Annotated in this window: 16 protein-coding genes; 8 read left to right on the forward strand and 8 right to left on the reverse strand. The window is 73.0% G+C overall.

The window, feature by feature from the left end:
- The first annotated feature begins 21 nt into the window (after nucleotides 1-21).
- Nucleotides 22-4,770 carry a hypothetical protein gene (locus IF17_RS0131115; RefSeq protein ID WP_030573162.1) on the forward strand — a complete coding sequence of 1,583 codons (4,749 nt, stop codon included), beginning with the start codon at nucleotides 22-24 and terminating at the stop codon, nucleotides 4,768-4,770.
- Between the two features lie 104 nt (nucleotides 4,771-4,874).
- Here the strand turns inward: IF17_RS0131115 and IF17_RS0131120 are convergent, their stop codons facing one another.
- Nucleotides 4,875-5,228, reverse strand: a complete 354-nt coding sequence (locus tag IF17_RS0131120; RefSeq protein WP_018512535.1) for a hypothetical protein — start codon at nucleotides 5,226-5,228, stop codon at nucleotides 4,875-4,877.
- A 626-nt stretch (nucleotides 5,229-5,854) separates the two neighbouring features.
- On the opposite strand from IF17_RS0131120, the gene IF17_RS0131125 reads away from it, so the two are divergent.
- Genes IF17_RS0131125 through IF17_RS0131140 form a run of 4 tightly spaced genes read left to right on the forward strand, consistent with a single transcriptional unit; the run spans nucleotide 5,855 to nucleotide 10,393 of the window.
- A complete protein-coding gene (locus IF17_RS0131125) occupies nucleotides 5,855-8,899 on the forward strand; it encodes a sensor histidine kinase (RefSeq protein WP_030573165.1) in 3,045 nt (1,014 codons plus the stop codon).
- Entirely contained in the window at nucleotides 8,896-9,339 is a 444-nt protein-coding gene (locus tag IF17_RS0131130; RefSeq protein WP_015607287.1) for a roadblock/LC7 domain-containing protein, read from the forward strand. The genes IF17_RS0131125 and IF17_RS0131130 overlap by 4 nt, the downstream gene beginning before the upstream one ends.
- Nucleotides 9,340-9,348: 9 nt before the next feature.
- Nucleotides 9,349-9,804: a DUF742 domain-containing protein gene (locus IF17_RS0131135; RefSeq protein ID WP_030573168.1), complete on the forward strand. Its 456-nt coding sequence runs from the start codon at nucleotides 9,349-9,351 to the stop codon at nucleotides 9,802-9,804.
- The gene (locus IF17_RS0131140; protein WP_030573172.1) at nucleotides 9,785-10,393 is read left to right on the forward strand and encodes a GTP-binding protein; all 609 of its coding nucleotides are present in this window, start codon (nucleotides 9,785-9,787) and stop codon (nucleotides 10,391-10,393) included. The genes IF17_RS0131135 and IF17_RS0131140 overlap by 20 nt, the downstream gene beginning before the upstream one ends.
- Before the next feature lie 143 nt (nucleotides 10,394-10,536).
- On the opposite strand, the gene IF17_RS0131145 is transcribed toward IF17_RS0131140, so the two are convergent.
- From IF17_RS0131145 to IF17_RS0131160, 4 genes are all read right to left on the reverse strand, one after another.
- Nucleotides 10,537-11,727 (reverse strand): lipid-transfer protein, encoded by a 1,191-nt coding sequence (locus tag IF17_RS0131145; protein ID WP_030573174.1) that lies wholly within the window; start codon nucleotides 11,725-11,727, stop codon nucleotides 10,537-10,539.
- A complete protein-coding gene (locus tag IF17_RS0131150; protein WP_237667011.1) occupies nucleotides 11,724-12,188 on the reverse strand; it encodes a Zn-ribbon domain-containing OB-fold protein in 465 nt (154 codons plus the stop codon). The genes IF17_RS0131145 and IF17_RS0131150 overlap by 4 nt, the downstream gene beginning before the upstream one ends.
- Nucleotides 12,189-12,312: 124 nt before the next feature.
- Nucleotides 12,313-12,660: an Mpo1-like protein gene (locus IF17_RS0131155; protein WP_030573178.1), complete on the reverse strand. Its 348-nt coding sequence runs from the start codon at nucleotides 12,658-12,660 to the stop codon at nucleotides 12,313-12,315.
- A 106-nt stretch (nucleotides 12,661-12,766) separates the two neighbouring features.
- On the reverse strand, nucleotides 12,767-13,624 hold the full coding sequence (locus IF17_RS0131160) for a M15 family metallopeptidase (RefSeq protein WP_032772878.1): 858 nt from the start codon (nucleotides 13,622-13,624) through the stop codon (nucleotides 12,767-12,769).
- Between the two features lie 60 nt (nucleotides 13,625-13,684).
- Here IF17_RS0131160 and IF17_RS0131165 point away from each other — a divergent pair, with 60 nt between their 5' ends.
- Entirely contained in the window at nucleotides 13,685-14,251 is a 567-nt protein-coding gene (locus tag IF17_RS0131165) for an NUDIX domain-containing protein (protein WP_030573186.1), read from the forward strand.
- Nucleotides 14,252-14,307: 56 nt separating this feature from the next.
- Here the strand turns inward: IF17_RS0131165 and IF17_RS0131170 are convergent, their stop codons facing one another.
- Nucleotides 14,308-16,671 carry a glycoside hydrolase family 31 protein gene (locus IF17_RS0131170; RefSeq protein ID WP_030573188.1) on the reverse strand — a complete coding sequence of 788 codons (2,364 nt, stop codon included), beginning with the start codon at nucleotides 16,669-16,671 and terminating at the stop codon, nucleotides 14,308-14,310.
- Between the two features lie 214 nt (nucleotides 16,672-16,885).
- Here IF17_RS0131170 and IF17_RS0131175 point away from each other — a divergent pair, with 214 nt between their 5' ends.
- Together IF17_RS0131175 and IF17_RS0131180 are read left to right on the forward strand one after the other, a co-directional pair.
- The gene (locus IF17_RS0131175) at nucleotides 16,886-18,865 is read left to right on the forward strand and encodes an acetoacetate--CoA ligase (protein WP_030573190.1); all 1,980 of its coding nucleotides are present in this window, start codon (nucleotides 16,886-16,888) and stop codon (nucleotides 18,863-18,865) included.
- A gap of 62 nt (nucleotides 18,866-18,927) precedes the next feature.
- Nucleotides 18,928-19,878: a hypothetical protein gene (locus IF17_RS0131180; RefSeq protein ID WP_030573191.1), complete on the forward strand. Its 951-nt coding sequence runs from the start codon at nucleotides 18,928-18,930 to the stop codon at nucleotides 19,876-19,878.
- A gap of 75 nt (nucleotides 19,879-19,953) precedes the next feature.
- Here the strand turns inward: IF17_RS0131180 and ptsP are convergent, their stop codons facing one another.
- Both ptsP and IF17_RS0131190 read right to left on the reverse strand, forming a co-directional pair.
- Nucleotides 19,954-21,624: a phosphoenolpyruvate--protein phosphotransferase gene (ptsP, locus tag IF17_RS0131185; RefSeq protein WP_030573193.1), complete on the reverse strand. Its 1,671-nt coding sequence runs from the start codon at nucleotides 21,622-21,624 to the stop codon at nucleotides 19,954-19,956.
- Nucleotides 21,625-21,700: 76 nt separating this feature from the next.
- Nucleotides 21,701-22,150 (reverse strand): PTS sugar transporter subunit IIA, encoded by a 450-nt coding sequence (locus IF17_RS0131190; protein WP_018512548.1) that lies wholly within the window; start codon nucleotides 22,148-22,150, stop codon nucleotides 21,701-21,703.
- Between the last annotated feature and the right edge of the window lie 478 nt (nucleotides 22,151-22,628).

Consider the following 22,628-nt stretch of genomic DNA (forward strand, 5'->3'; position numbering starts at 1 on the left):
GAACGACGAGAGTCCGCCGCCATGTACGAGTTGTCCCGGGTCCGCCTCTACTCCATCGGGCCTGCCGGTGCGCGCTACGCCGACACCGTCCTCGACCTGCGCGGCGTCGGTGAGCCCGTCCCCGACCCGGCCCCCGCCCAGGCGGAGTTCTTCGAGGACGAGCCGGTCGGTCCGCCGCGCCGCCCCGCCCCGGCCGGCGTGCTCTTCCTGGAGAACGGCGGCGGCAAGTCCGTCCTGCTGAAGCTGATCTTCTCGGTGATGCTCCCGGGCCACCGCAACACCCTCGGCGGCGCCAGCTCCGGCGTGCTCCGCAAGTTCCTGCTCGCGGACGACTGCGGCCATGTCGCCCTGGAGTGGCAGCACACCCTGACCGGTGAGTGCGTCGTCGTGGCCAAGGTCAGCGAGTGGCGGGGGCGGCAGGTCTCCAACGACCCGCGGAAGTTCGCGGAGGCGTGGTACTCGTTCCGGCCGGGTCCCGGACTCAGCCTGGACAGCCTGCCTGTCGCGGAGGCCACCGCCGTCGGCCGTCCCGCCGAAGGGGTCTCCGGGGCCCGGGGCAGGCGCCGCACCATGAAGGGGTTCCGCGACGCCCTGGTGGACGCGGGCAAGTTCTACCAGCACCTCGACGTGCACTGGGAAGAGATCCACGACCGCTGGAACGAACACCTCGGCGACCTCGGCCTGGACCCTGAACTCTTCCGCTACCAGCGCGAGATGAACGCCGACGAGGGCGAGGCCGCCGGGCTCTTCGCGGTCAAGAAGGACTCCGACTTCACCGACCTGCTGCTGCGAGCCGTCACCGACACCCGCGACACGGACGGACTCGCCGACCTGGTCAGCGGCTTCGGCAACAAGCTGGGCCGCCGCGCCGAGCTGACCGCCGAACGCGACTTCACCGCAGGCTCGGTCGAGCTGCTCAACCGCATCGTCGAAGCCACCGAGACCCGCGCCCGCAGCCGCGACATCCACGCCGGCGCCGAGCGCCGCACCCGCACCCTGGCCCGCCGCCTGAGCGCCCGCGCCGCCGAGGAGCGCGGCCGTACCGCCGAGCTGGCCGAGCGGGTCACCGCCGCCGCCCACACGGTCACCGAGGCCGAGTCCACCCGCGGCCACCGCTCCCTCATCGCCGCCGAACTCGCCTACCGCCACGCCTCCCTGGCCCTGGCCGGCGCCGAGAAGAGCGCCGCCGCCGGACGCAAGGAGCTGGCCGAGGCCCGTACGCTGCACGCCGCCTGGCAGGCCGCCGAGGCCGTCCTGCGCCACCGTGCCGCCGCCGACCGCTCCGCCAGGGTCGCCGTCGCCATCCGCGAGGCCGAGCGCGACGCCGCCCCGGCCCTCGCCGCCCGCGCCACCGCCGCCGCCGACCTCGTACGGGCGCTGCACACCGCAGCCGAGGACGGTGAGCGCGTCGCCAACGAGCAGGAGGAGCGCTCCGACACCCTCCAGGCCACCGGCGAGCGCGCCCACCGCGACGCCACCGTCGCCGCCACCGAGGCCCAGCGCGCCCGCAGCGAGGCCGGCCACCTGCGCCAGCGCCTCGCCGAGGTCGAGCAGGAGACCACCGAGGCCGTCCAGGCGGGCTGGCTCGACAACACCGAGCCCGACGCCGACCCGGCCCGCGCCGCCCTGGCCGCCAGCGACGCCGAACAGTCCGCCGTCGCCGCCTGGGACACCGCCCGCGAGGCCGCTCGCACCGCCGCCGACCAGGCCAGGGAGGCGGCGGCCGCCGAGAGCCGCGCCGAGCTGGCCGCCGCCCGCGCCGCCGACGGAGCCAAGGCGGCCGAGCAGAGTTACGAGGACGAGCTCAGGGCCGCCGAGTCCATCGCCGCCGACCCCCGCCTCGCCGACCTGCTCGGCCTGCCCACCGGCACGGGCGTCCCGCACCCCCGCCGGGGAGCGGCCGAGGAGACTCCGGGCGGGGCACAGCGGGACACCGCCCGCACCGGACCTCAAGGCGACGGCACCGCCACCGCCCCGGAAGGCGCGGTCGCCCTCGCCGATCAGCCCACGACGCCCCACCAGCCGCTCACCGCCCAGGAGTTCGACCGCAGCGCCGACGAGCTGCGCGACCTCCTGGACCAGTCCGTCGCGGCCGCCGAGCGCCGCCTCTTCGACCTGCGCACCGCCGCGGCCGACGACGCCCGCATCCTCGGCGCGCTCGGCGAAGGCGGGCTGCTGCCGCCCGGCCCCGACGTCCTGGCCACCGTCGAATACCTGGGCGAGCACGGCATCCCCGCCTTGCCCGGCTGGCGCTATCTCGCCCAGGCCGTCGACCCGGCCGACCACGCCGCCGTCCTCGCCGCCCGCCCTGAGCTGGTCGACGGCGTCGTCATCACCGACCCCGACGCCCACACCCGCGCCCGCGACGTCCTCGGCTCCGCCGCCCTGCTGCCCCGATCCGCCGTCGCCGTAGGCACCGCCGCCGCCCTCCTCGCCCCCGTCCCGGATCCCACCACCGGCTCCGACGCCCAGCACGACGGCGTCTTCCTCGTCCCGCCGAACCCGGCCATGCACGACGAGCACGCCGCCGACGAGGAGCGCCACGCCCTGCGCTCCCGCGCCGCCGCCCGCGACGAGGACATCCGCACGCTCGCCGCCCGCCTCTCGGCCGACCGCGCCCTCGCCTCCCGCATCGGCTCCTGGCGCGCCGACTGCCCGCCCGGCATGCTCGCCGAGCTGGCCGAGGCCGCCGCCACCGCCCGTACGGCGGCCGAGCACGCCGAAGCCGTCCTCGCCGAGGCCCGCACCGCCCGGGCCGAGGCCGACGAGGCCGCCGCCGACACCGCCCGGGTCCGCGAGGAGCGCCAGGAGGCCGCCCAGCGCGCCCGCCGGGTCGCCGACGCGCTCGCCGGGCTCGCCCACCGGCTGCGGGAGCGGGCCCGCTGGCAGGTCCGCCTCCGCGAACTGGTCGACGAGGCCGCCGAGTCCGAGGCCCGCGCCGCCGTCTGCCTGGACCTGGCCCGCTCCGCCGACGAGGACCGCAGGGCCGCCCAGCGCGCCGGGGACGACGCCCGCCGCACCGCCCGCGCCCTGCGTGCCGAGCGCGCGGAGATCGCCGGAGCCCCGGAGATCCTCCCGGAGCCCGACGAGACCAAGCCCCGCACCGCGCTGCCCACCCTGCGCGAGGCCTACCGGGCCGCCTCCCAGCTGTACGAGAAGGTCGGCGTCGGCGCCGACCTGCGCGCCGAACAGGCCCGCGCCGAGAGCGACGAGAGCGCCGCCCTCGCCGAACTGGACCGCCTCACCAACAAGGTCCGCACCCGCGCCGCCCAGCTCCTCGAAGGCACCGACGGAGCCGACGGCCCCTCCCGCCAGGCGGCCGCGGCCCGCGCCGAATCCCACGTACAGCTGCTGGAGACCCGGGCCTCCACCGCCAGCGAGCAGCTCGGCCGGTACCGAGGCGAGGCCGAGCGGCTCGCCCCCGACGACGAGCGGCCGCACCACACCGAGCTGCCCGACGAGCTGGTCCCGGCCGACGCCGAACAGGCCCAGACCCTCCTGCGTACGGCCACCGGCGAACTGGCCGCCGCCACCGCCGCGTTGGACACCGCCCGCGCCGCCCACGGCGAGCTGCTCCACGCCCACCGCACCGCCGAGGACTCGGCGGGCGGCTTCGATGAGACGGCAGCCCTCCTGCGCGACCTGCTCCGCGACCACGGCACGGAGGATGGCACCGAAGGCCCCGACCCGTACCCCGGCACCCTGGAGGAGGCCCGGAAGTCCGCCGCCGAGGCCCGCCGCTCCCTGCGCGGCTGCTCCACCGACCTCTCGGCCGCCGAGAGCGCCGTCCGGGAAGCGAGCGACATCCTCGTACGGCACGCCAACTCCACCCGCTACGAGCAGGTCCGCACCCCCGCTCGCCAGCAGATCCGTGAACTGCCCGCCTCCGCGCTGCCGGAGCACGCCCAGAAGTGGGCCGACGCCTTCGCACCCCGGCTGCGCGTCCTGACCGACGAGCTGGTCCAGCTGGAGCGCAACCGCGACTCCATCGTCGACCGGCTGCGCGGCCTGGTCGAGTCGGCGCTCGCCACCCTCCGCTCCGCCCAGCGGCTCTCCCAACTGCCCGAAGGGCTGGGGGAGTGGTCGGGGCAGGAATTCCTCCGGATCCGCTTCGAGGAGCCCGATCAGGCCACCCTCACCGAACGTCTCGGCGAGGTCATCGACGAGGCGACGCACGCCGCCCTCAAGAAGAACTCCGACCTGCGCCGGGACGGCATGTCCCTGCTCCTGCGGGGAGTCGAGGCGGCCCTGCGGCCCAAGGGCATCGCGGTGGAGATCCTCAAGCCGGACGCCGTGCTCCGCGCCGAGCGGGTCCCGGTCGGGCAGATGGGCGACGTCTTCTCCGGCGGCCAGCTCCTCACCGCCGCCATCGCCCTCTACTGCACGATGGCGGCGCTCCGCAGCAACGACCGGGGCCGCGACCGCCACCGGCACGCGGGCACCCTGTTCCTGGACAACCCGATCGGCCGCGCCAACGCCACGTATCTGCTGGAGCTCCAGCGCGCGGTCTCCGACGCCCTCGGTGTGCAGCTGCTCTACACGACCGGTCTCTTCGACACGACCGCGCTCGCCGAATTCCCCCTCGTCATCCGGTTGCGCAACGACGCCGACCTGAGGGCCGGGCTGAAATACATCAGCGTGGAGGAGCACCTGCGCCCCGGGCTGCCGCAGCAGGACCCGGACGGCGAGACGGTCCACGGCGAGATCACGGCGACCCGCATGTTCAAGCGGAGCACACAGCAGGCCGCCGAGCCGCAGCCGGAGGCGTAACCCCCGGCTCCCGCGGGCCCGATGAGAGATCGGGCCCGCGGAAAGGACTCAAGCCCGGAGGAGAGCAGGCCCCACGCCCTGCGGAGACGGTCCGCAGACAGGCCTCAGGCCCGGGAGAGATCTCCGGCGTTCCGGCGGCCGCGTATCCTGCCGCCCGCCTCGTCCCGCTCGGCCGCTCGCGCCGCCCGCTGGGCCCGCCGCCGCTCCCGGCGCATCTGCCGGGCGGTGCTGCTCGGCTCGGACACCACGCCATGGCGCTGGTTCCACACCTGCCGGGTGACCCAGACGTCCAGCACCGCCCAGGTGGCGACCACCGTGCTCGCCACACTGCTGAGCACCATCGGGAAGGCCAGCCAGGAACCGGTCAACGTGCTCAGAAAGGCGACCATCGCCTGGATGATCGTCAGCGACATGATGAGGACGGCGCGCACCGCGGCCGTCCGCACCGCATCGGGCATCCGCCGCTTCCTGGCCGGCTCCTCCACCCACAACTGCCGCGGAACTCTCGCCCCGTACGCGGCATCCGCCCTCGCGGTGCCGACCGGTGCTCCGGCGCTCCCGCGCTCCTGCGTGCTCAAGGTCCTTCAACTCCCCACCACTGTCCGACTTCAGGGTGGCTGCCCGGCTTGCGCCGGTTCTACGCGGGCGGATGGACTCCATACCGCCGCGCGCGCCCCCGCCGTGCGTCTACCCCGTACATATGGACGAACCACCCGCTCCGAAGATTCCCGCTGAAAGCCACCGCGGAGACCCAGAACGCTACGGAACGAATAATTCCAGCCAACTGATCCGGGCCCGAACTCGGGGGATCGGTGGGGATCCTCTGTCGCTTTCGCGAATTTCATCTCCGGGAATACCGGGACAACTCATGATCAAATCCTTGCCGGACGGCTGAAAATCATCCGGACGTGTCTTCGAGTTGTCTCTGTGTCAGTAGTAGGCTCGCGCCGTTTATTGACGCAGGACGGACCCTCGCCCGCGTTTCCGATGCGCGCCGGTGTACGTACGGCGGACCTCGGGGCAGGGTCGAGGGACGACCGGGAGAAGACCACCCCCGCGGTGCGGGGCCGATCTGGGGGAGGCCATGCGCTTTCGCGGGAAGTCCATCCGCAGGAAGATCGTGGCGTTGCTGCTGGTGCCGCTCGTCTCCCTCACGGGCCTCTGGGTCCTCGCCACGTACATCACCGGCCGCCAGGCGAGCGAGCTGATGAGCGTCAGCACCACCGTCGACAAGGTCGCCGGCCCCCTGGAGGAAGCGGTCCGGGTCGTCCAGGCCGAACGCCGGCAGACCCTGGTCTTCCTGGCCGACCCCCGTGCCTCCGACGCCCTGCCGCTCCTGCTGAGCCAACGCGCCGACACCGACCGGATCGTGGCCGAAGTCAGGGACAGCGCCCGGCAGAACGACGTCCGCGAGGCGCTCGACGCCGAGGCCCGCACCCGCCTCGACGCGATCCTGAGCGCCGTCGACGGCCTGGACTCCCTGCGCGAATCCGTCGAGAAGCGCACCATCGGCCGGTCGAAGGCGCTGGACTTCTACAACGGCCTCGTCGACCCCGCGTACCGCTTCCTCAACGGCCTCCACACCACGGACAACGGATCGCTGGACAAGCAGATGCGGGCGCTGGTGGGGATATCCAGGGCCCGCGAGATGCTGTCGCGCGAGGACGCGCTCGTCGCTTCGAGCCTCATCGCGGGCCGCTTCACCACCGCCGAACTGCGCCAGATATCCGGCCTGGTGGCCCAGCGCGAGCTGCTCTACGAGGTCAGTCTCGAAAACCTCCCCGCCGCCGAACGCCGCCGGGTCCAGCAGTTCTGGAGCAGCCCGGACGCCGAACCGCTGCGCACGGCCGAGGACACCCTGATCGCCGCCGGGCCCACCAAGCGCCCCGGAGCCGTCGACACCGAGCGCTGGCAGGCGGCGGCCGTACCCGTCCTCGACCGGCTGGCCGGCGACTCCACGGAGATGGGCAACCGCTTCCAGGACCGGGCGGAACCGGCCGGATACCGGGTCCTCGCCCAGGCCGGAATCGCCGGAGTCCTCGGCTTCCTGGCCCTGATCATCTCGATCTTCGTCTCCGTCCGCATCGGCCGTGAACTCGTCCGCGACCTCTCCCGGCTGCGCAAGGACGCCCACGAGGTCTCCGGCGTACGCCTGCCGAGCGTCATGCGGCGGCTGGCCTCCGGCGAACAGGTCGACGTCGAGACCGAGGCCCCGCACCTCACCTACGAACGCGACGAGATCGGCCAGGTCGGCCAGGCCCTCAACACCCTCCAGCGCGCCGCCGTCGAGGCCGCCGTCAAGCAGGCGGACATGCGGCGCGGCGTCTCCGAGGTCTTCGTCAACCTCGCCCGCCGCAACCAGGTCCTCCTGCACCGCCAGCTGACCCTGCTGGACACCATGGAGCGCCGCACCGAGAACAGCGACGAGCTGGCCGACCTGTTCCGCCTCGACCACCTCACCACCCGTATGCGGCGCCACGCCGAGGGGCTCGTGATCCTCTCCGGCGCCGCCCCCTCCCGCCAGTGGCGCAAACCCATCCAGCTCATGGACGTGGTCCGGGCCGCCGTCGCCGAGGTCGAGGACTACGAACGCATCGAGGTCCGGCGGCTGCCCCGGATCGGCGTGGGCGGCCCCGCCGTCGCCGACCTCACCCACCTCATCGCCGAACTCCTGGAGAACGCCACCGTCTTCTCGCCCCCGCACACCGCGGTCCAGGTGCACGGCGAACGCGTCTCCAACGGCTTCACCCTCGAGATCCACGACCGCGGTCTCGGCATGCCCCCCGAAGTCCTCCTCGACGCCAACCTCCGGCTCGCCGAGACCCCCGACTTCGAGCTCTCCGACACCGACCGCCTCGGCCTCTTCGTGGTCAGCCGGCTCGCCCAGCGCCAGAACGTCCGGGTCTCCCTTCAGAAATCGCCGTACGGGGGCACCACCGCGGTCGTGTTCATCCCGGCGGCCCTCCTTACCGAGGCCCCCGACACCCACGGCACCGGCTTCCGTCTCGACCGCCGCGCCGAGCGGGCCATCGGCAGCGGCCGCACCGACGGCGACGCCCCGTCCTCCGACGGCACCCCATCGGGCGGCGACCGCAGGGCGGGCGGCCGGTCCGCCGTGCTCTCTCCGGTCCCCACCGGGCTCACCGGACCGGCGGTGCTCGACGGCCCGGTGGAGCTGGAAGCCCCGGTCGGCCCCCTGGACCTCACCGGCGACCGGCTGGACCGCGCCTCCGACCCGGCCCTCGATCCGGCCCTGGGGCCCGTACTCGACGGCGTCTCGGACCTGGAGGACACCGAGAGCGAGCGCGGCGGCATCTTCCGCGCCCGCGACCTGCGCCGCGACGACGGCCGGGACCCGCGCCGCGAGGACGACCGGAGCCCGCACGGTGACGACGGCCGGGACCGGCGCCGGTCCACCGGCCGCGAACAACACCAGCAGGCCCGCGACCACGGCGAGGGCCCCACGGCCGAGGTCCGCCCGATGCGCCCCGCGGGCCCGGTACCGCTGCCGCGCCGTACCCCGCCGACCCTGGTCACCGACCGGGGCCGCCGGGTGGACGACCAGGGCCAGGACCGGGACCGCCACCAGGACCAGGACGGGGACCTGCACCGGGACGCCGCCGAGCCGCCCGCGACCGCACCCCGCACCCCGACCGGCCCGGTCGCGCACACCACCCCCTGGGCGGCCCGCGCCGCCCAGCGCACCCCCGCACCACTCAGGACCACCGACCCGCTCAGCACCACCGACCCACGCCGCACCACCGGCCGCCGCACCACCGAACCCCCGCACACCCCAGAACCACCCCGCACCACCGAGGCGCGCCCCGAGAGTCCTCCGGCGCCGAACGGCCCGACCGCCCCCGACACCGTGGGCGGCCTGCCCCGGCGGGTCCGGCAGGCCAGCCTCGCCCATCAGCTCCGTGAGGAGTCCGCCGACCGGACTCCTCACCGGGCGCCCGTGGACACGGTCGACGACTACGACCGTGACGCGGACGAGGTACGCAACCGCATGGCTTCACTCCAGCGCGGCTGGCAGCGCGGTCGTCGGCAGAACGCCGAGGACACATACGACGCGACCGGCCCCGAGGGAACAGCACCAGGAACCACTCCGGGAGGGGACGGTCGATGACCGCACCGAACGCCGCAGCACCCAACCCCGCACGCCACGGCTCGGGCGAGCTGAACTGGCTGCTCGACGAACTCGTCCAGCGCGTCGCCAGCATCCGCAAGGCGCTGGTGCTCTCCAGCGACGGGCTCGCCACGGGCACCTCGCAGGATCTGACCCGGGAGGACAGCGAGCATCTGGCCGCCGTCGCCTCCGGGTTCCACAGCCTCGCCAAGGGCGTGGGCCGCCACTTCGACGCAGGCCGGGTGCGTCAGACCGTCGTCGAACTGGACGAGGCGTTCCTCTTCGTCACCGCGGCCGGGGACGGCAGCTGTCTCGCCGTCCTGGCCGACGCGGACTCCGACGTGGGCCAGGTGGCGTACGAGATGACGCTGATGGTCAAGCGCGTGGGGGCCCACCTGGCCAACGCCCCACGGACGACCGGTCTGCCCGCCGGAGGGTGAGGGCCGGGCATGAGCGCTGACTCCCGCCGGGGCACGGACCCCGGACCCACGGACTCCGGCTCCACGGACACGACTGCCGCCGACCCCCAGTCGTCGCGGTGGTACGACGCGGAGGCCGGGCCGGTCGTCCGCCCGTACGCCATGACCCGGGGGCGCACCAGCAGCGCCTCCCGGCACCGGCTCGACCTGATCGCCCTCGTCGTGCCCGAACCGGCGGCCGAGGACCCCGGCCGGGACCAGACGCTCGCGCCCGAACACGTCACGATCGTCGAACTCTGCAGCGACGCGCCCCAGTCGATCGCCGAGCTCGCCGCCGAACTCGACCTCCCGGTAGGGGTGGTACGGGTCCTGGTCGGCGATCTCGTCGAGGACGAGCTGGTGCACGTCACCCGTCCCGTTCCCCCGGCCGAGCTGCCGGACGTGAACATTCTTCGCGAGGTAATCAATGGCCTTCGGGCGCTCTAGCCGCGTCAAGCAGCGGCCCGTCGAGCCCGTCACCCTGAAGATCCTGGTGGCGGGAGGGTTCGGCGTCGGCAAGACGACGGCGGTCGGGGCGGTCAGCGAGATCAGACCGCTGCGTACGGAGGAGCGCCTGAGCGAGGCGGGCCGCCCGGTGGACGACCTGGAGGGGGTCGAGTCCAAGACCACCACCACGGTCGCGATGGACTTCGGCCGGATCACGGTCCGCGAGGACCTGGTCCTCTACCTCTTCGGCACGCCGGGCCAGGACCGCTTCTGGTTCCTCTGGGACGAGCTGGCCCAAGGCGCCCTGGGGGCGGTCGTCCTCGCCGACACCCGGCGCCTGGAGGACTGCTTCGCCGCGGTCGACTACTTCGAACGCCGCCGGATCCCGTTCACCGTGGCCGTCAACTGCTTCGAGGGGGCGGGACAGTTCCCCGCCGAGACCGTGCAGGCGGCCCTCGATCTCGACCCCGAGGTCCCGGTGCTGCTGTGCGACGCGCGGGACCGCTCCTCCGTACGCGACGTCCTGATCGCGGTCGTCGAGCACGCCCTGGAGCGCGCGGCGCGGGACGGTCGGCCCGTCGCCACCTGACGGCCCTGCGCTCCCACGGTCGTACGCGTACGGCCCGTACCCCCGCCGACAGGGGTACGGGCCGCACGACGTCCGGCGGGCCGGGCTGCGAGTGTTCTGCGGCCATGACGAGCCGTCAAGCCATGCCCGGGCAAAAGGTGTTCTCAGCGGACGGCGACCACCGCCGAACCGTGCCCGAACAACCCCTGGTTCGCCGTGATGCCCACCCGGGCCCCCGGCACCTGACGCTCCCCGGCCCGACCGCGCAACTGCCAGGTCAGCTCGCACACTTGGGCGATCGCCTGCGCGGGCACCGCCTCCCCGAACGAGGCGAGCCCCCCGCTCACATTGACCGGGATGCGGCCGCCCAGCGCGGTGGCTCCCTCCCGTACGAGCTTCGCGCCCTCACCCGCACCGCACAGTCCGATGTCCTCGTACCACTCCAACTCCAGTGCGGTGGAAAGGTCGTAGACCTCCGCCAGCGACAGATCCTCCGGCCCGATCCCCGCCTCCTCGTACGCGGCCCGGGCGATCGAGGACCGGAAGCTCTTCGGCGACGGTTCCACGGCCACCGCCGAGTCGGTGCCGATGTCCGGCAGATCGAGGACGGTGCGCGGGAACGTCGGCGTCACGGTCGAGACGGCCCGGATCCGCACCGGATCGGCCACCCCGCGCCGCCGCGCGAACTCCACACTGCTCAGCACCAGCGCGGCACCCCCGTCGGACGTGGCGCAGATGTCCAGCAGCCGCAGCGGATCGGCGACGACGGCCGAGGCGGCGACCTCCTCCGCGGTCACCGGCTTCCGGTAGCGGGCGTTTGCGTTCATCGCCCCCGCCGCCGCGTTCTTCACCTTGACCAGCGCGAAGTCCTCCGGCGTATCCCCGTACAGCGCCATCCGGCGGCGCGCGTACAGTCCGAAGTACGCCGGGTTCGTCGCCCCGAGCACCCGGAACCGCAGCCAGTCCGGATCGTCCCGCCGTTCCCCGCCCGCCGGGGCGAAGAACCCCTTGGGCGCCGCGTCGGCCCCCACCACCAGAACGACGTCCGCCATCCCCGCCAGGATCTGGGCCCGCGCGGTGTTGATCGCCTGCGCCCCCGAAGCGCACGCGGCGTACACGGAGGTCACCCGCGCCCCCTGCCACCCCAGCGCCCGCGCGAACGTCGCCCCGGCCACGTACCCCGGATAGCCGCCCCGGACCGTCTGCGCGCCGACCACCGACCCCACCTCGGGCCACCCGATGCCCGCGTCGTCGAGGGCGGCACGCGCGGCGGCCTGCCCGTACGTGACGAAGCCGCGCCCCCACTTGCCCCACGGGTGCATCCCGGCCCCGAGGACGGCCACATCGCCGGTCACGACAGAGCCCCCGCCGCCACGGGCCGCCAGTTCCACGTCGTGTGTACGGTGCCGGCCGCCCGGTCCTCGTCCAGGACACCCGGCACCACCTCGACCACCGAGCCGACGGGCAGATCGTCCACGCCCACCCCGGGCGCGGCCTGCCCCAGCACCACCATGCGCTCGGCCGCCAGCTCCACGGCGACCAGGGTGTACGGCACCCAGGGCACTCCGGGATCGCTGACGTACGGGGGAGGGGGCCGGTAGCGCCCGTCGGTGCAGGACCACACCGTGCCCCGCTTCGACAGCGGAACCTCCTCCAGCTCCCCGCCGGGGCAGCCCGGATTGCGGCAGTGGCCGTCCTCGCGGGGGAAGTGGACCGACCGGCAGCCCGAGCAGCGGGTGCCCAGCAGCCGGAACTCCTCCTCCGCGGTGTCCTCGGTGAACCAACCGGCCACCACGGGTATGCGCGTATGCGGCAAAGCCCCTCCCCGGCACGGAGTCTGACGGAACGTCAGAAGTGTGCCACGGGCGGCGTCCCCCGGCGAGAGGAGCGACCAGGAGAGCCGCTCCGCACGCGGCCATCAGAGCCCCTCCGCACGCGACTCATCCGTTCTCGGCGAGCCACTTCGCCGCGGTCTCCGCCAGCTCGTCGTTCCGGCCGGCCAGCATCATTCCGATCATCTGCGCGTCCCCGCGCAGCGACCACGCCGGATGCCCGAAGGTCGCCGGGTTGTTCTTCTCGATCAGGAAATGCGCGGGCCAGGCCGTGCCGTACCCGATCAGCGGCAGCGCCGCCAGATACCGCTTCCGCCCCCGCGCCAGCCCGTAAGCCGTGATCGCGAGACCGGTGAGCGTGCCGGTCAGATGGACCCAGCGGGTGGCGGCGCGGGAGTGCATCGCGACGTAGTACGGCCAGAATTCCTCGTACGAATCGAACGTCTGCTGTGACATACGGGCACCGTAGCCGCCCGACCGGCAACCGAACACGCCCCTTTCGCGTCCGAAAGGAAGAACGGGCGGCCGGAGCCCACGGGGGTGGTCCCGGTCGCCCGTTCTTTCAGCGCCCCGCCACCGCCCTGCGATCGACCGGGAAGTCGAAATAGGTGTCCGGGAACAGCTCGGGCTTGTGGGTGAAGTGCCACCACTCCTCCGGCAGGTTCACGAACCCCACCTCGGTCAACGTCCGCTTCAGGAACTGCCGGTTGGCGCGCTGCACGCCCTGTATCCGGGGGTCGTCCGTGTGCGACAGGGTGTCGAAGCAGTCGTAACCGGTCCCCATGTCCACCGAGTTGTCGGGGAAGCGCTCGTCCTTCGGTGCGAAGCAGGGCGTCAGCCGCTCGCCCGGACGGTACGGCCTGGTCGGCAGAGCCGGCAGCCGGACCAGCGTCAGGTCCACCGTGCTGCCCCTGCTGTGCCCGGACTTCTCCGCGATGTAACCGTCCTCGAACAACCGGCTCTTGTCCACCAGCGGATAGAACTCCCCCTTCATGGACTGGTCGTCGAGATCCTTCGCCCAGCGCACGAAGTGGTCCACCGCCCGCTGCGGCCGGTAACAGTCGTACACCTTCAGCGCGTACCCCTGCCGCAACAGCCGCTTCTGCGCCAGATGCAGAGCGCGGGCGGCGGGCCGGGTCAGGATGCAGACCGGCTGTCGGTATCCGTCGACGCGCTCGCCGAGGAAGGTGTGCGCCGTGGTGTAGCGCATCTCCTGGATGATCGTCGGATCCACCGAACGCAACGCCACGAACCCATCGGGAGCCTTCGGTTCGGAGCGGGCGTCCGCCGAAGCGGATCCGGGCCGGACCTGAGCGGCCGCGGGGGAGACGGACGCGGGGGAGAGGCCCGCGGTGGCGAGCAGCGCGGTGACGGCGGCAGCGGTGGCCAAGGCGCGGAGAGCGGTACGCATTCCTGTCATGGGCACACCGTCTATCAGCTTCGCCGCCCCCGCGGAAGGACGATCGGATACAGTCCGCCCGTGTCCGAGCCCACCGACAGCCCCGCCCCGACAACCGGCCGGCAGCCGACCCCGTACGTCAGGGACTCCCACTGCTCCACCTGCGGAGCCCCGTACCCCGCCCTGACCGCTCCCGGCACCTGGCCCCGCACCTGCCCGCGCTGCGGCACCACCGCCTACCGCAACCCGCTCCCGGTCGCCGTGGCCCTGCTCCCCGTGACCGGCCCGGCCTCACTCGGACTCGTCGTCATCACGCGCACCATCCAGCCGCAGAAGGGCGGCACGGCGCTGCCCGGCGGCTTCATCGACCACGCCGAGGACTGGCGCCACGCGGTCGTCCGCGAACTGCGGGAGGAGACCGGGATCGAGGCCGACGAACAGGACGTCCGCCTCGCCGACGCCCTCAGTGACACCGCCGGCCACCTCCTGCTCTTCGGCCTCCTCCCGCCCCGCCCCCTCGCGAGCCTGCCGCCCTCCGTCCCCACCCACGAGACGACGGGGTACGAGATCCTCCACGCCCCGCGCCCGCTGGCCTTCCCGCTGCACACGGAAGCGGTGGACGCCTGGTTCGCGGGCCGGTACGGCTGAGGCGTACGGGGCTCCGCCAGAGGCGTACGGGGCTCCGCCTGGGGGGGACGCGCCCCCTACCCCTCCACCCCCCGCACCCGCACCGGAAGCCCCACCGCCCCCGCCCCCTCCCGACCGTCCCGCTCCACCACGACCCGGTCGCCCTCCCACCGCGCCACATACCGCTCCACCTCGGCCTCGGCCCACCCGTCACCCGGGTCCCGGACCACAAGACCGCCCCCAGTACGCCCCGGAGCCGGCGCCCACACCTCCAGCTCCAGCTCCCCGTCCGCATCCCGCACCGGAATGACGGCCCCCGCCCGGGCCAGCACCGGAATGTGGGAGAGCGGCGCGTCGACCACCACCGGCCCCGGCCCCTCGTACGCCCGCCCGGTCGCCGTGTCGTACCAGCGCCCCCGGGGCAGCCGCACCACCCTCCGCTCCGCCCCGCTCTCCATCACCGGCGCCACCAGCAGCGCATCGCCCAGCAGGAACGCGTCCTCGCACCCCCGCAACGCCCGGTCCCCCGGCGCCGCCCACCACACCGGCCGCACATAGGGCGCCCCCGACAGCCGCGCCACGTGCGACAGCGTCACGAAGTACGGGTGCAGCCGGTCCCGCTCCACCAGCGCCCCCCGCGCGTGCTCCAGCACCTCCGGCCCGAACTCCCACGGCTCCCGGCGCCCCGCGTCGATCGCCGAATGGGTCCGGAACAGCGGCAGGTACGCGCCCAGCTGGAACCACCGCAGATACAGCTCCGGCGACGGGAACCCGTCGAACCCGCCCACATCCGGACCCGAGTACGGCACCCCGCACAGCCCGAGTCCCAGCACCAGCGAGAGCGAGGCCCGCAGCCCCGGCCACCCGGTCGACACATCACCGGACCAGGTGCCCCCGTACCTCTGCATCCCCGCCCACCCCGACCGCGAGAACAGGAACGGCCGCTCCTCAGGGCGCAGCCGGAGCAGCCCCTCGTACCCGGCACGCGCCATCGCCAGCCCGTACACGTTGTGCGCCTCGCGATGGTCGCCGCCCGCGCCCTCCAGGACATGCCGGGCCGAACGCGGCAGCGACGGGTCCCCGAACGCGGTGAATGACACCGGCTCGTTCATGTCGTGCCAGAGCCCCGAGAAGCCCTGCGCCAGCCGCTCCTCGTACAGAGATCCCCACCATTCCCGCACAACCGGATCAGTGAAATCCGGATAGACGCAGGCCCCGGGCCACACCTCACCCACCACGACCCGCCCCCGCGCGTCCCGGACGTACGCCCCACGCTCCCCGAGCGCCACACCCGCGTCGAACACCGCGTCCCCCGGCGCCGCCTTCACCGCCGGATCCACGATCGACACCAGCCGCACGCCCTCGTCGCGCAGCTCCTTCGCCAGCCCGGGCAGGGCAGGGAACCGCTCCCGGTCGACCGTGAACACCCGGTGCGCGTCGTAGTGGTCGATGTCCAGATGCAGCACCGACAGCGGAAGCCCCCGCTCCCGGTACCCGGCCACCACCCGCCGCACCTCCCGCTCACTCCCGAACCCCCACCGGGCGTGCTGCGGCCCCAGCGCCCACGACGGCGGCACCGCCGGCGCCCCCGTCAACGCCGTCCACCCCCGCAGCACCCGGGCCGGCGTCCCCGCCACCACCCAGCACCGCAGCGGACCGCCCTCCATCCGCACCTCGCACGTGCCCGGCCGGTCATGCCCGGAGCCCGCACCCTCCTCGCCCTCCCGCACCACCACCCGGCCCGCCCAGGTGTTGTCATGGAACGCCAGATGGGTCCCCGCGTCCGACACCACCACCTGCACCGGCATCGTCAGATACAGCGGATCGTCCCCCGGACCGAACCGCCCGCCCGGGTCCGTGTTCCACAGCCCGTACGCCCCGTCCCGCAGCCGGGGCCCCGACGCCCGCCCGCCGAGCCCGAAGAACCGCGCGTCCGCCGGCACCTCCGACCGCTGCACCCACCGCACCGCGCCCCCGCCCACCGGCTCCCACCAGCGCGGCGGCAGCTCGCGGCGCAGCAGCACCCCGCCCGGCGTCCGCAGCTCCACCGCACCCGTCCGCGACACCACCACGGTCAGCCGCTCGGAGACCACCTGCCAGCCGCCGTCCTTGTCCGGCTCCAGCACCGCCCGCGGATCCGCCGCCGGCACCTCACCCGCCAGGGCGTACGACGGCAGCGGATCCGCCCCGTCCCACGCCCAGAACACCGCACCCCCCACCGCCACCCGGATCCGCAGCTCCGACCGGGCGAACCGCACCACACCCCCACCGGGCCCCGGCTCCGCCCCCACAAGCGCACCGGGCACGCGGGCCCGCTCCGCACCGCGCGGAGGCAGCGCACGCGCGTCCGCCGACCTGCGCCGCCAGGCCGCGCGCACCGTGCGCAGCCCCCGTACCGAACCGACCAACCTCACCCGACGCACCAGGTCACGACCGTCCATGGCGCACACCCTGCCACCCGCCAGGACCGCAGAACCTCCCGTTCAACTCCCGTTCACCCGCCTCGGCCGAGGAATCGAAGCCCGCATCACGCCGGGCCACCCTGGTGCCGAAGACGATCACATGGCATCGTCCGTGTCAGCCGCTCACGCGCACACCCCAGCCCGTGCGCGCCGACACGCCACCCGCGTACCCGTCCAGCCAGGGAGCCGCCCCATGACCGCAGCCACGCCCGACGCCCCCCTCTGGCAGCCCAGCCCCGAGCGCATCGAGGCCGCGGCCGTGACCCGCTTCCAGAGCTGGGCCGCGAGCCGCTTCGGGGCTCCGGCCGAGGGCGGGTACGCGGCCCTGCACCGCTGGTCCGTCGACGAGCTCGACACCTTCTGGCAGGCCGTCGCCGAGTGGTTCGACATCCGCTTCTCCACGCCGTACGAGAGCGTCCTCGGCGACCGCACCATGCCCGGCGCCGCCTGGTTCCCCGGCGCCACCCTCAACTACGCCGAGCACGCCCTGCGCACCGCCGAGGACCCGGCCCGCGCCGACACCCCGGCCCTCCTGTACGTCGACGAGACCCACACCCAGGTACCCATCAGCTGGGCCGACCTCCGCCGCCAGGTCGGCGCGCTCGCCGCCGAACTCCGCGCCCTCGGCGTCACCCCCGGCGACCGCGTCAGCGGCTACCTCCCCAACATCCCGCAGGCCGTCGTCGCCTTCCTCGCCACCGCGGCCGTCGGCGGCGTCTGGACCTCCTGCGCCCCCGACTTCGGCGCCCGCAGCGTCCTGGACCGCTTCCAGCAGATCGAACCCGTCGTCCTCTTCACCGTCGACGGCTACCGCTACGGCGGCAAGGAGCACGACCGTACGGAGACCGTCGCCGAACTCCGCCGCGAACTGCCCACCCTCCGCGCCGTCGTCCACATCCCGCTCCTCGGTACCGACGCCCCCGAAGGCGCCCTCGCCTGGGCCGCCCTCACCTCCGCCGACACCGAGCCGGTCTTCGAACAGATCCCCTTCGGCCACCCGCTCTGGGTCCTCTACTCCTCCGGCACCACCGGCCTGCCCAAGGCCATCGTCCAGTCCCAGGGCGGCATCCTGCTCGAACACTTCAAGCAGCTCGGCCTCCACTGCGACCTCGGCCCCGAGGACCGCTTCTTCTGGTACACCTCCACCGGCTGGATGATGTGGAACTTCCTCGTCTCCGGCCTCCTCACCGGCACCACCGTCGTCCTGTACGACGGCAGCCCCGGCTACCCGGACGTCAGTGCCCAGTGGCGGATCGCCGAACAGACCGGCGCCACCCTGTACGGCACCTCCGCCGCGTACGTCATGGCCTGCCGCAAGGCCGGCATCCACCCCGGCCGCGACTTCGACCTCTCCCGCGTCCAGTGCGTCGCCACCACCGGCTCCCCGCTCCCGCCCGACGGCTTCCGCTGGCTCCACGACGAGGTGGCCGAAGACCTCTGGATCGCCTCGGTCAGCGGCGGCACCGACGTCTGCAGCTGCTTCGCCGGAGCCGTCCCCACCCTCCCCGTCCACATCGGCGAACTCCAGGCCCCCTGCCTCGGCACCGACCTCCAGTCCTGGGACCCCTCGGGCAAGCCCCTCACCGGCGAGGTGGGCGAACTGGTCGTCACCAACCCGCTCCCCTCCATGCCGATCCGCTTCTGGAACGACCCCGACGGCTCCCGCTACCACGACAGCTACTTCGACATGTACCCCGGCGTCTGGCGCCACGGCGACTGGATCACCATCACCGACCACGGCTCGGTGATCATCCACGGCCGCTCCGACTCCACCCTGAACCGCCAGGGCGTCCGCATGGGCTCCGCCGACATCTACGAGGCCGTCGAACGGCTCCCCGAGATCCGCGAGTCCCTCGTCATCGGGATCGAAGAACCCGACGGCGGATACTGGATGCCGCTCTTCGTCCACCTCACCGAAGGCGCCACCCTCGACGACGACCTGCGCGCCGCGATCAAGGCGACCATCCGCGAGAACCTCTCCCCGCGCCACGTACCGGACGAGGTCATCGAGGTCCCCGCCATCCCGCACACCCTCACCGGCAAGCGCATCGAGGTCCCGGTCAAGCGCCTGCTCCAGGGCACCGAGCTCGCCAAGGCGGTCAACCCGGGCTCGGTCGACAACCTCGACCTGCTCCACTTCTACGCCGAACTGGCCGCGAACCGCCGCCGCTGACCGATTGTCAGTCCTCCTGATTACGCTGAGTGAGCAAGGATTCACCGCGCACAGGGGGACACATGGCGCAGCAGGAAAACACCAAGCGCACCATCAAGCCGAACACCAAACACAGCTCGAAACACGCCACCACACGACACGGCACCACTCTGCGACGCACACTGCGCCGCGAAGCCCCCAGCACCGTCGGCCTCCTGGTCGACGCCCAGGACTTCGCGGCCATGCGCCGCTACCGCACCTTCCCCTTCGACGACCACACCGCCTACCTGCACCAGGTCGAAGGTCTGCTCAAGTCCCTGGCCGCCCAGGGCATGCACACCACGGTGGCGCTCTTCGACCCGGAGGACTACGCCGATTTCTGCGCGGAGTCCGGACTGGACGCCGACACCGGCGCCAGCCGCAGCCGCTTCACCGCCGAGATCGCCGCCGCCGGAGCCACCGTCGCCTACACCGGCCAACGCCTGACCGATCTCATCCCGCTCCTGGTCTCCCGCGCGGTCCGCCAGGCCACCTGGGAGTACGCCACGCTCCTCCTCGCCGACCTCGGCGCCTGCGCGGAGTGCGGCCAGGACATCGGGCGGGCCGCCTTCGACCGGGCCTCCCACCTCCTGACCCGCCTGCTGGAAACGGCGGGCCCGGGCACCCACCACCTGGTCTGCTCCACCCCGACGGAGAACGACCAGCTCCTCGCGGTGCTCCACACCCACCGCGACGCCACGGGCCCGGCCCGCCTGGACGCCTCGGAAGGAGCGGAGTTCGCCACGGTGCTCGCGGTGGCGATCGCCCTGGAAACACCCGGGGGAGTGGTGCTCCGCACCAGCACCCCCGACAGCCCGGACCGCGTCCACGGCTGGCGCCTCGCGTACGGCGCCCTCGCCCCGCTCACCGCGGGTGAGGTCTTCAACGCCTACTGCACCGACGCCGAGACCGGAGAGCCCGTCTCCCCGGAATCCGGCGTGGAGTACAGCGCGGGCTTCGACATCGGGGCCGAACCCGCGGAAAGGCACCACTGACGAGGACAGCGCGCACAGCAGGAGGGGCTCCCCACCACCAGGCGGGAAGCCCCTCCGACAAACAACTCACCCAAACTACTCGCCGGACAGCACAGCCTGAGCGGCGTTGCGCGCCTCTTCGGCGGAGTCGGCCGACCGGGCGGCGTTGGCCGCACGCTCGCACTGGGCCAGCGTGTACTTGGCCAGCGTGGCGCGTACATAAGGAATGGACGCGGCACCCATGGAGAGCGAGGTGACACCCAGACCCGTCAGCACACAGGCCAGCAGAGGGTCCGCCGCGGCCTCACCACAGACACCACAGCTCTTGCCCTCGGCACGAGCCGCCTCGGCGGACAGCGCGACAAGATCCAGCAGCGCCGGCTGCCACGGGTCCTGAAGCCGCGACACCGCACCCACCTGGCGGTCGGCCGCGAAGGTGTACTGCGCCAGGTCGTTGGTGCCCAGCGAAAGGAACTCGACCTCCTGGAGGATCGACCGTGCCCGCAGAGCGGCGGACGGAATCTCCACCATCGCGCCGAACTTCGCCTGCAGCCCGGCCTCACGGCACGCGTCCGCGAACGCCTTGGCGTCGATGCGGTCGGCCACCATGGGCGCCATGACCTCCAGGTACACCGGCAGACCCTCGGCGGCCTTCGCCAGCGCGGTCAGCTGGGTACGCAGCACATCGGGGTGGTCCAGCAGGCTGCGCAGCCCCCGGACACCGAGCGCCGGGTTCGGCTCGTCGGCCGGCGTCAGGAAGTCCAGCGGCTTGTCGGCGCCCGCGTCCAGTACGCGTACGACGACACGCCCCTCGGGGAACGCCTCCAGCACCGCACGGTAGGCCGCTACCTGCTTCTCCTCGGAAGGAGCCTGCTTGCTGTCGTCCAGGAAGAGGAACTCCGTGCGGAACAGCCCGACACCCTCGGCCCCCGCCTCGACCGCCGCGGGCACATCGCCCGGACCGCCGACATTGGCGAGCAGCGGCACCTTGTGCCCGTCCGACGTGGCACCCGGACCGGTCGAGGCGGACAGCGCAGCCTTACGAGCAGCGGCGGCGGCCTGCATCTCGGCCCGCTTCTCGGCGCTCGGGTCGACGAAGATCTCGCCCGTGCTGCCGTCCACCGCCACGACCGTGCCCTCGGCCAGCTCACCGGCGCCGGGCAGAGCCACCACGGCCGGCACACCGAGCGCCCGCGCCAGAATCGCGCTGTGGCTGGTCGGCCCGCCCTCCTCGGTGACGAAGCCGAGCACCAGAGTCGGGTCGAGCAGCGCCGTGTCCGCCGGCGCCAGGTCGCGCGCGATGAGCACGTACGGCTCGTCGCTGTCCGGAACCCCGGGCATCGGCACACCGAGCAGCCGCGCCACGATCCGGTTCCGTACGTCGTCGAGGTCGGCGACCCGCCCCGCCAGGTACTCCCCGGCGTTGGCGAGCAGCGCCCGGTACGCGGCGAACGCGTCGTACACCGCGCGCTCAGCGGTGCTGCCCACCGCGATACGCCGGTCGACATCGGACATCAGCTCGGGGTCCTGGGCCATCATGGCCTGCGCCTCGAGCACGTGCTGTGCCTCGCCGCCGGCCAGATTGCCGCGCGCGATCAGATCGGCCGCGACCGCCTCCACCGCCTGCCGGGCGCGCCCCTGTTCGCGACCGGCCTCCTCGGCGGGAATCGATTTGGCCGGCGGCTCCAGCACCGCCGTACCCATGTGCCGAACCTCGCCGATGGCCACACCGTGGCTCACGCCGACGCCTCGCAGCGTTGTCTCCATTTCACCCGTCTCCGGTTGTGCGGCGACCGAGTCACCGCGGTGGTTGTGCAACTGGCTTGTCACTGCGCCCGAGGCGTTACTGCCAGCCGAACAGCGTGTCGCCGACCTTCACGTCCCCGTCCTCACGGACATCGGAGAGCGACTCGGCGGTGGCCTCCAGGGCCACGATCGGGCAGATGGGTGACTTACCGGCCGCCTCGACGCCGGCCGGGTCCCAGCGCACGATGCTCTGGCCCCGGGTCACCGTGTCCCCCTTGTTGACGAGCAGCTCGAAGCCCTCGCCGTTGAGCTGGACGGTGTCGATACCGAGGTGCGTCAGCACCCCGTGCCCGTCGGCGTCGACGACGACGAACGCGTGGGGGTGCAGAGAGACGACGATGCCGTCGACCGGGGACACGGCCTCGGAGGGCTCGCGTACGGGGTCGATGGCGGTGCCGGGACCGACCATCGCGCCGGAGAAGACCGGGTCGGGAACCGCGGTGAGTCCGATGGCGCGTCCAGCAAGAGGGGACGTCACGTTGGTCATGGGGAGCCTCCCAGGGGGTGGAGATTCAGGTGTCGCCGCCGCGGCTGATGTGAGGACGGCGTACTGCTCAGCAGAGTAAGTCATATGAAGTCCCGGTTCCGCCCGAGACCGCCCGGTTGACAGGCCTAGGGGTGCACCGCAAGCGATTTGCCTCGATCCCCGGCGGCCTGTACTGTCGTACTCCTGCCTGACCCCAACGCGACTTTGAGTCGGGGGTCGGCGGCGACCTTTAAGCCCAGATCCTAACCCTGAACCTCTCTTCGGCATGCCCGAGGGACGTGGTCAGGAAGACGGAAAAGGCCTGATAGAGTCGGACTCGCCGAAAGGGAAAAGCGCGAAAGCGAATTACCTGGAAGCGAAAAGCAGGAAAACCACTTGACCCGCTTCGACCGGGAATCGGACACGAAAGAGTCTGATAGAGTCGGAAACGCAGGACAGCAAGACAAAGAAACACGAAGGGAAGCGCCCGGAGGGCCCC

Source organism: Streptomyces cyaneofuscatus, assembly GCF_000718135.1.
GTDB classification, from domain to species: domain Bacteria; phylum Actinomycetota; class Actinomycetes; order Streptomycetales; family Streptomycetaceae; genus Streptomyces; species Streptomyces cyaneofuscatus.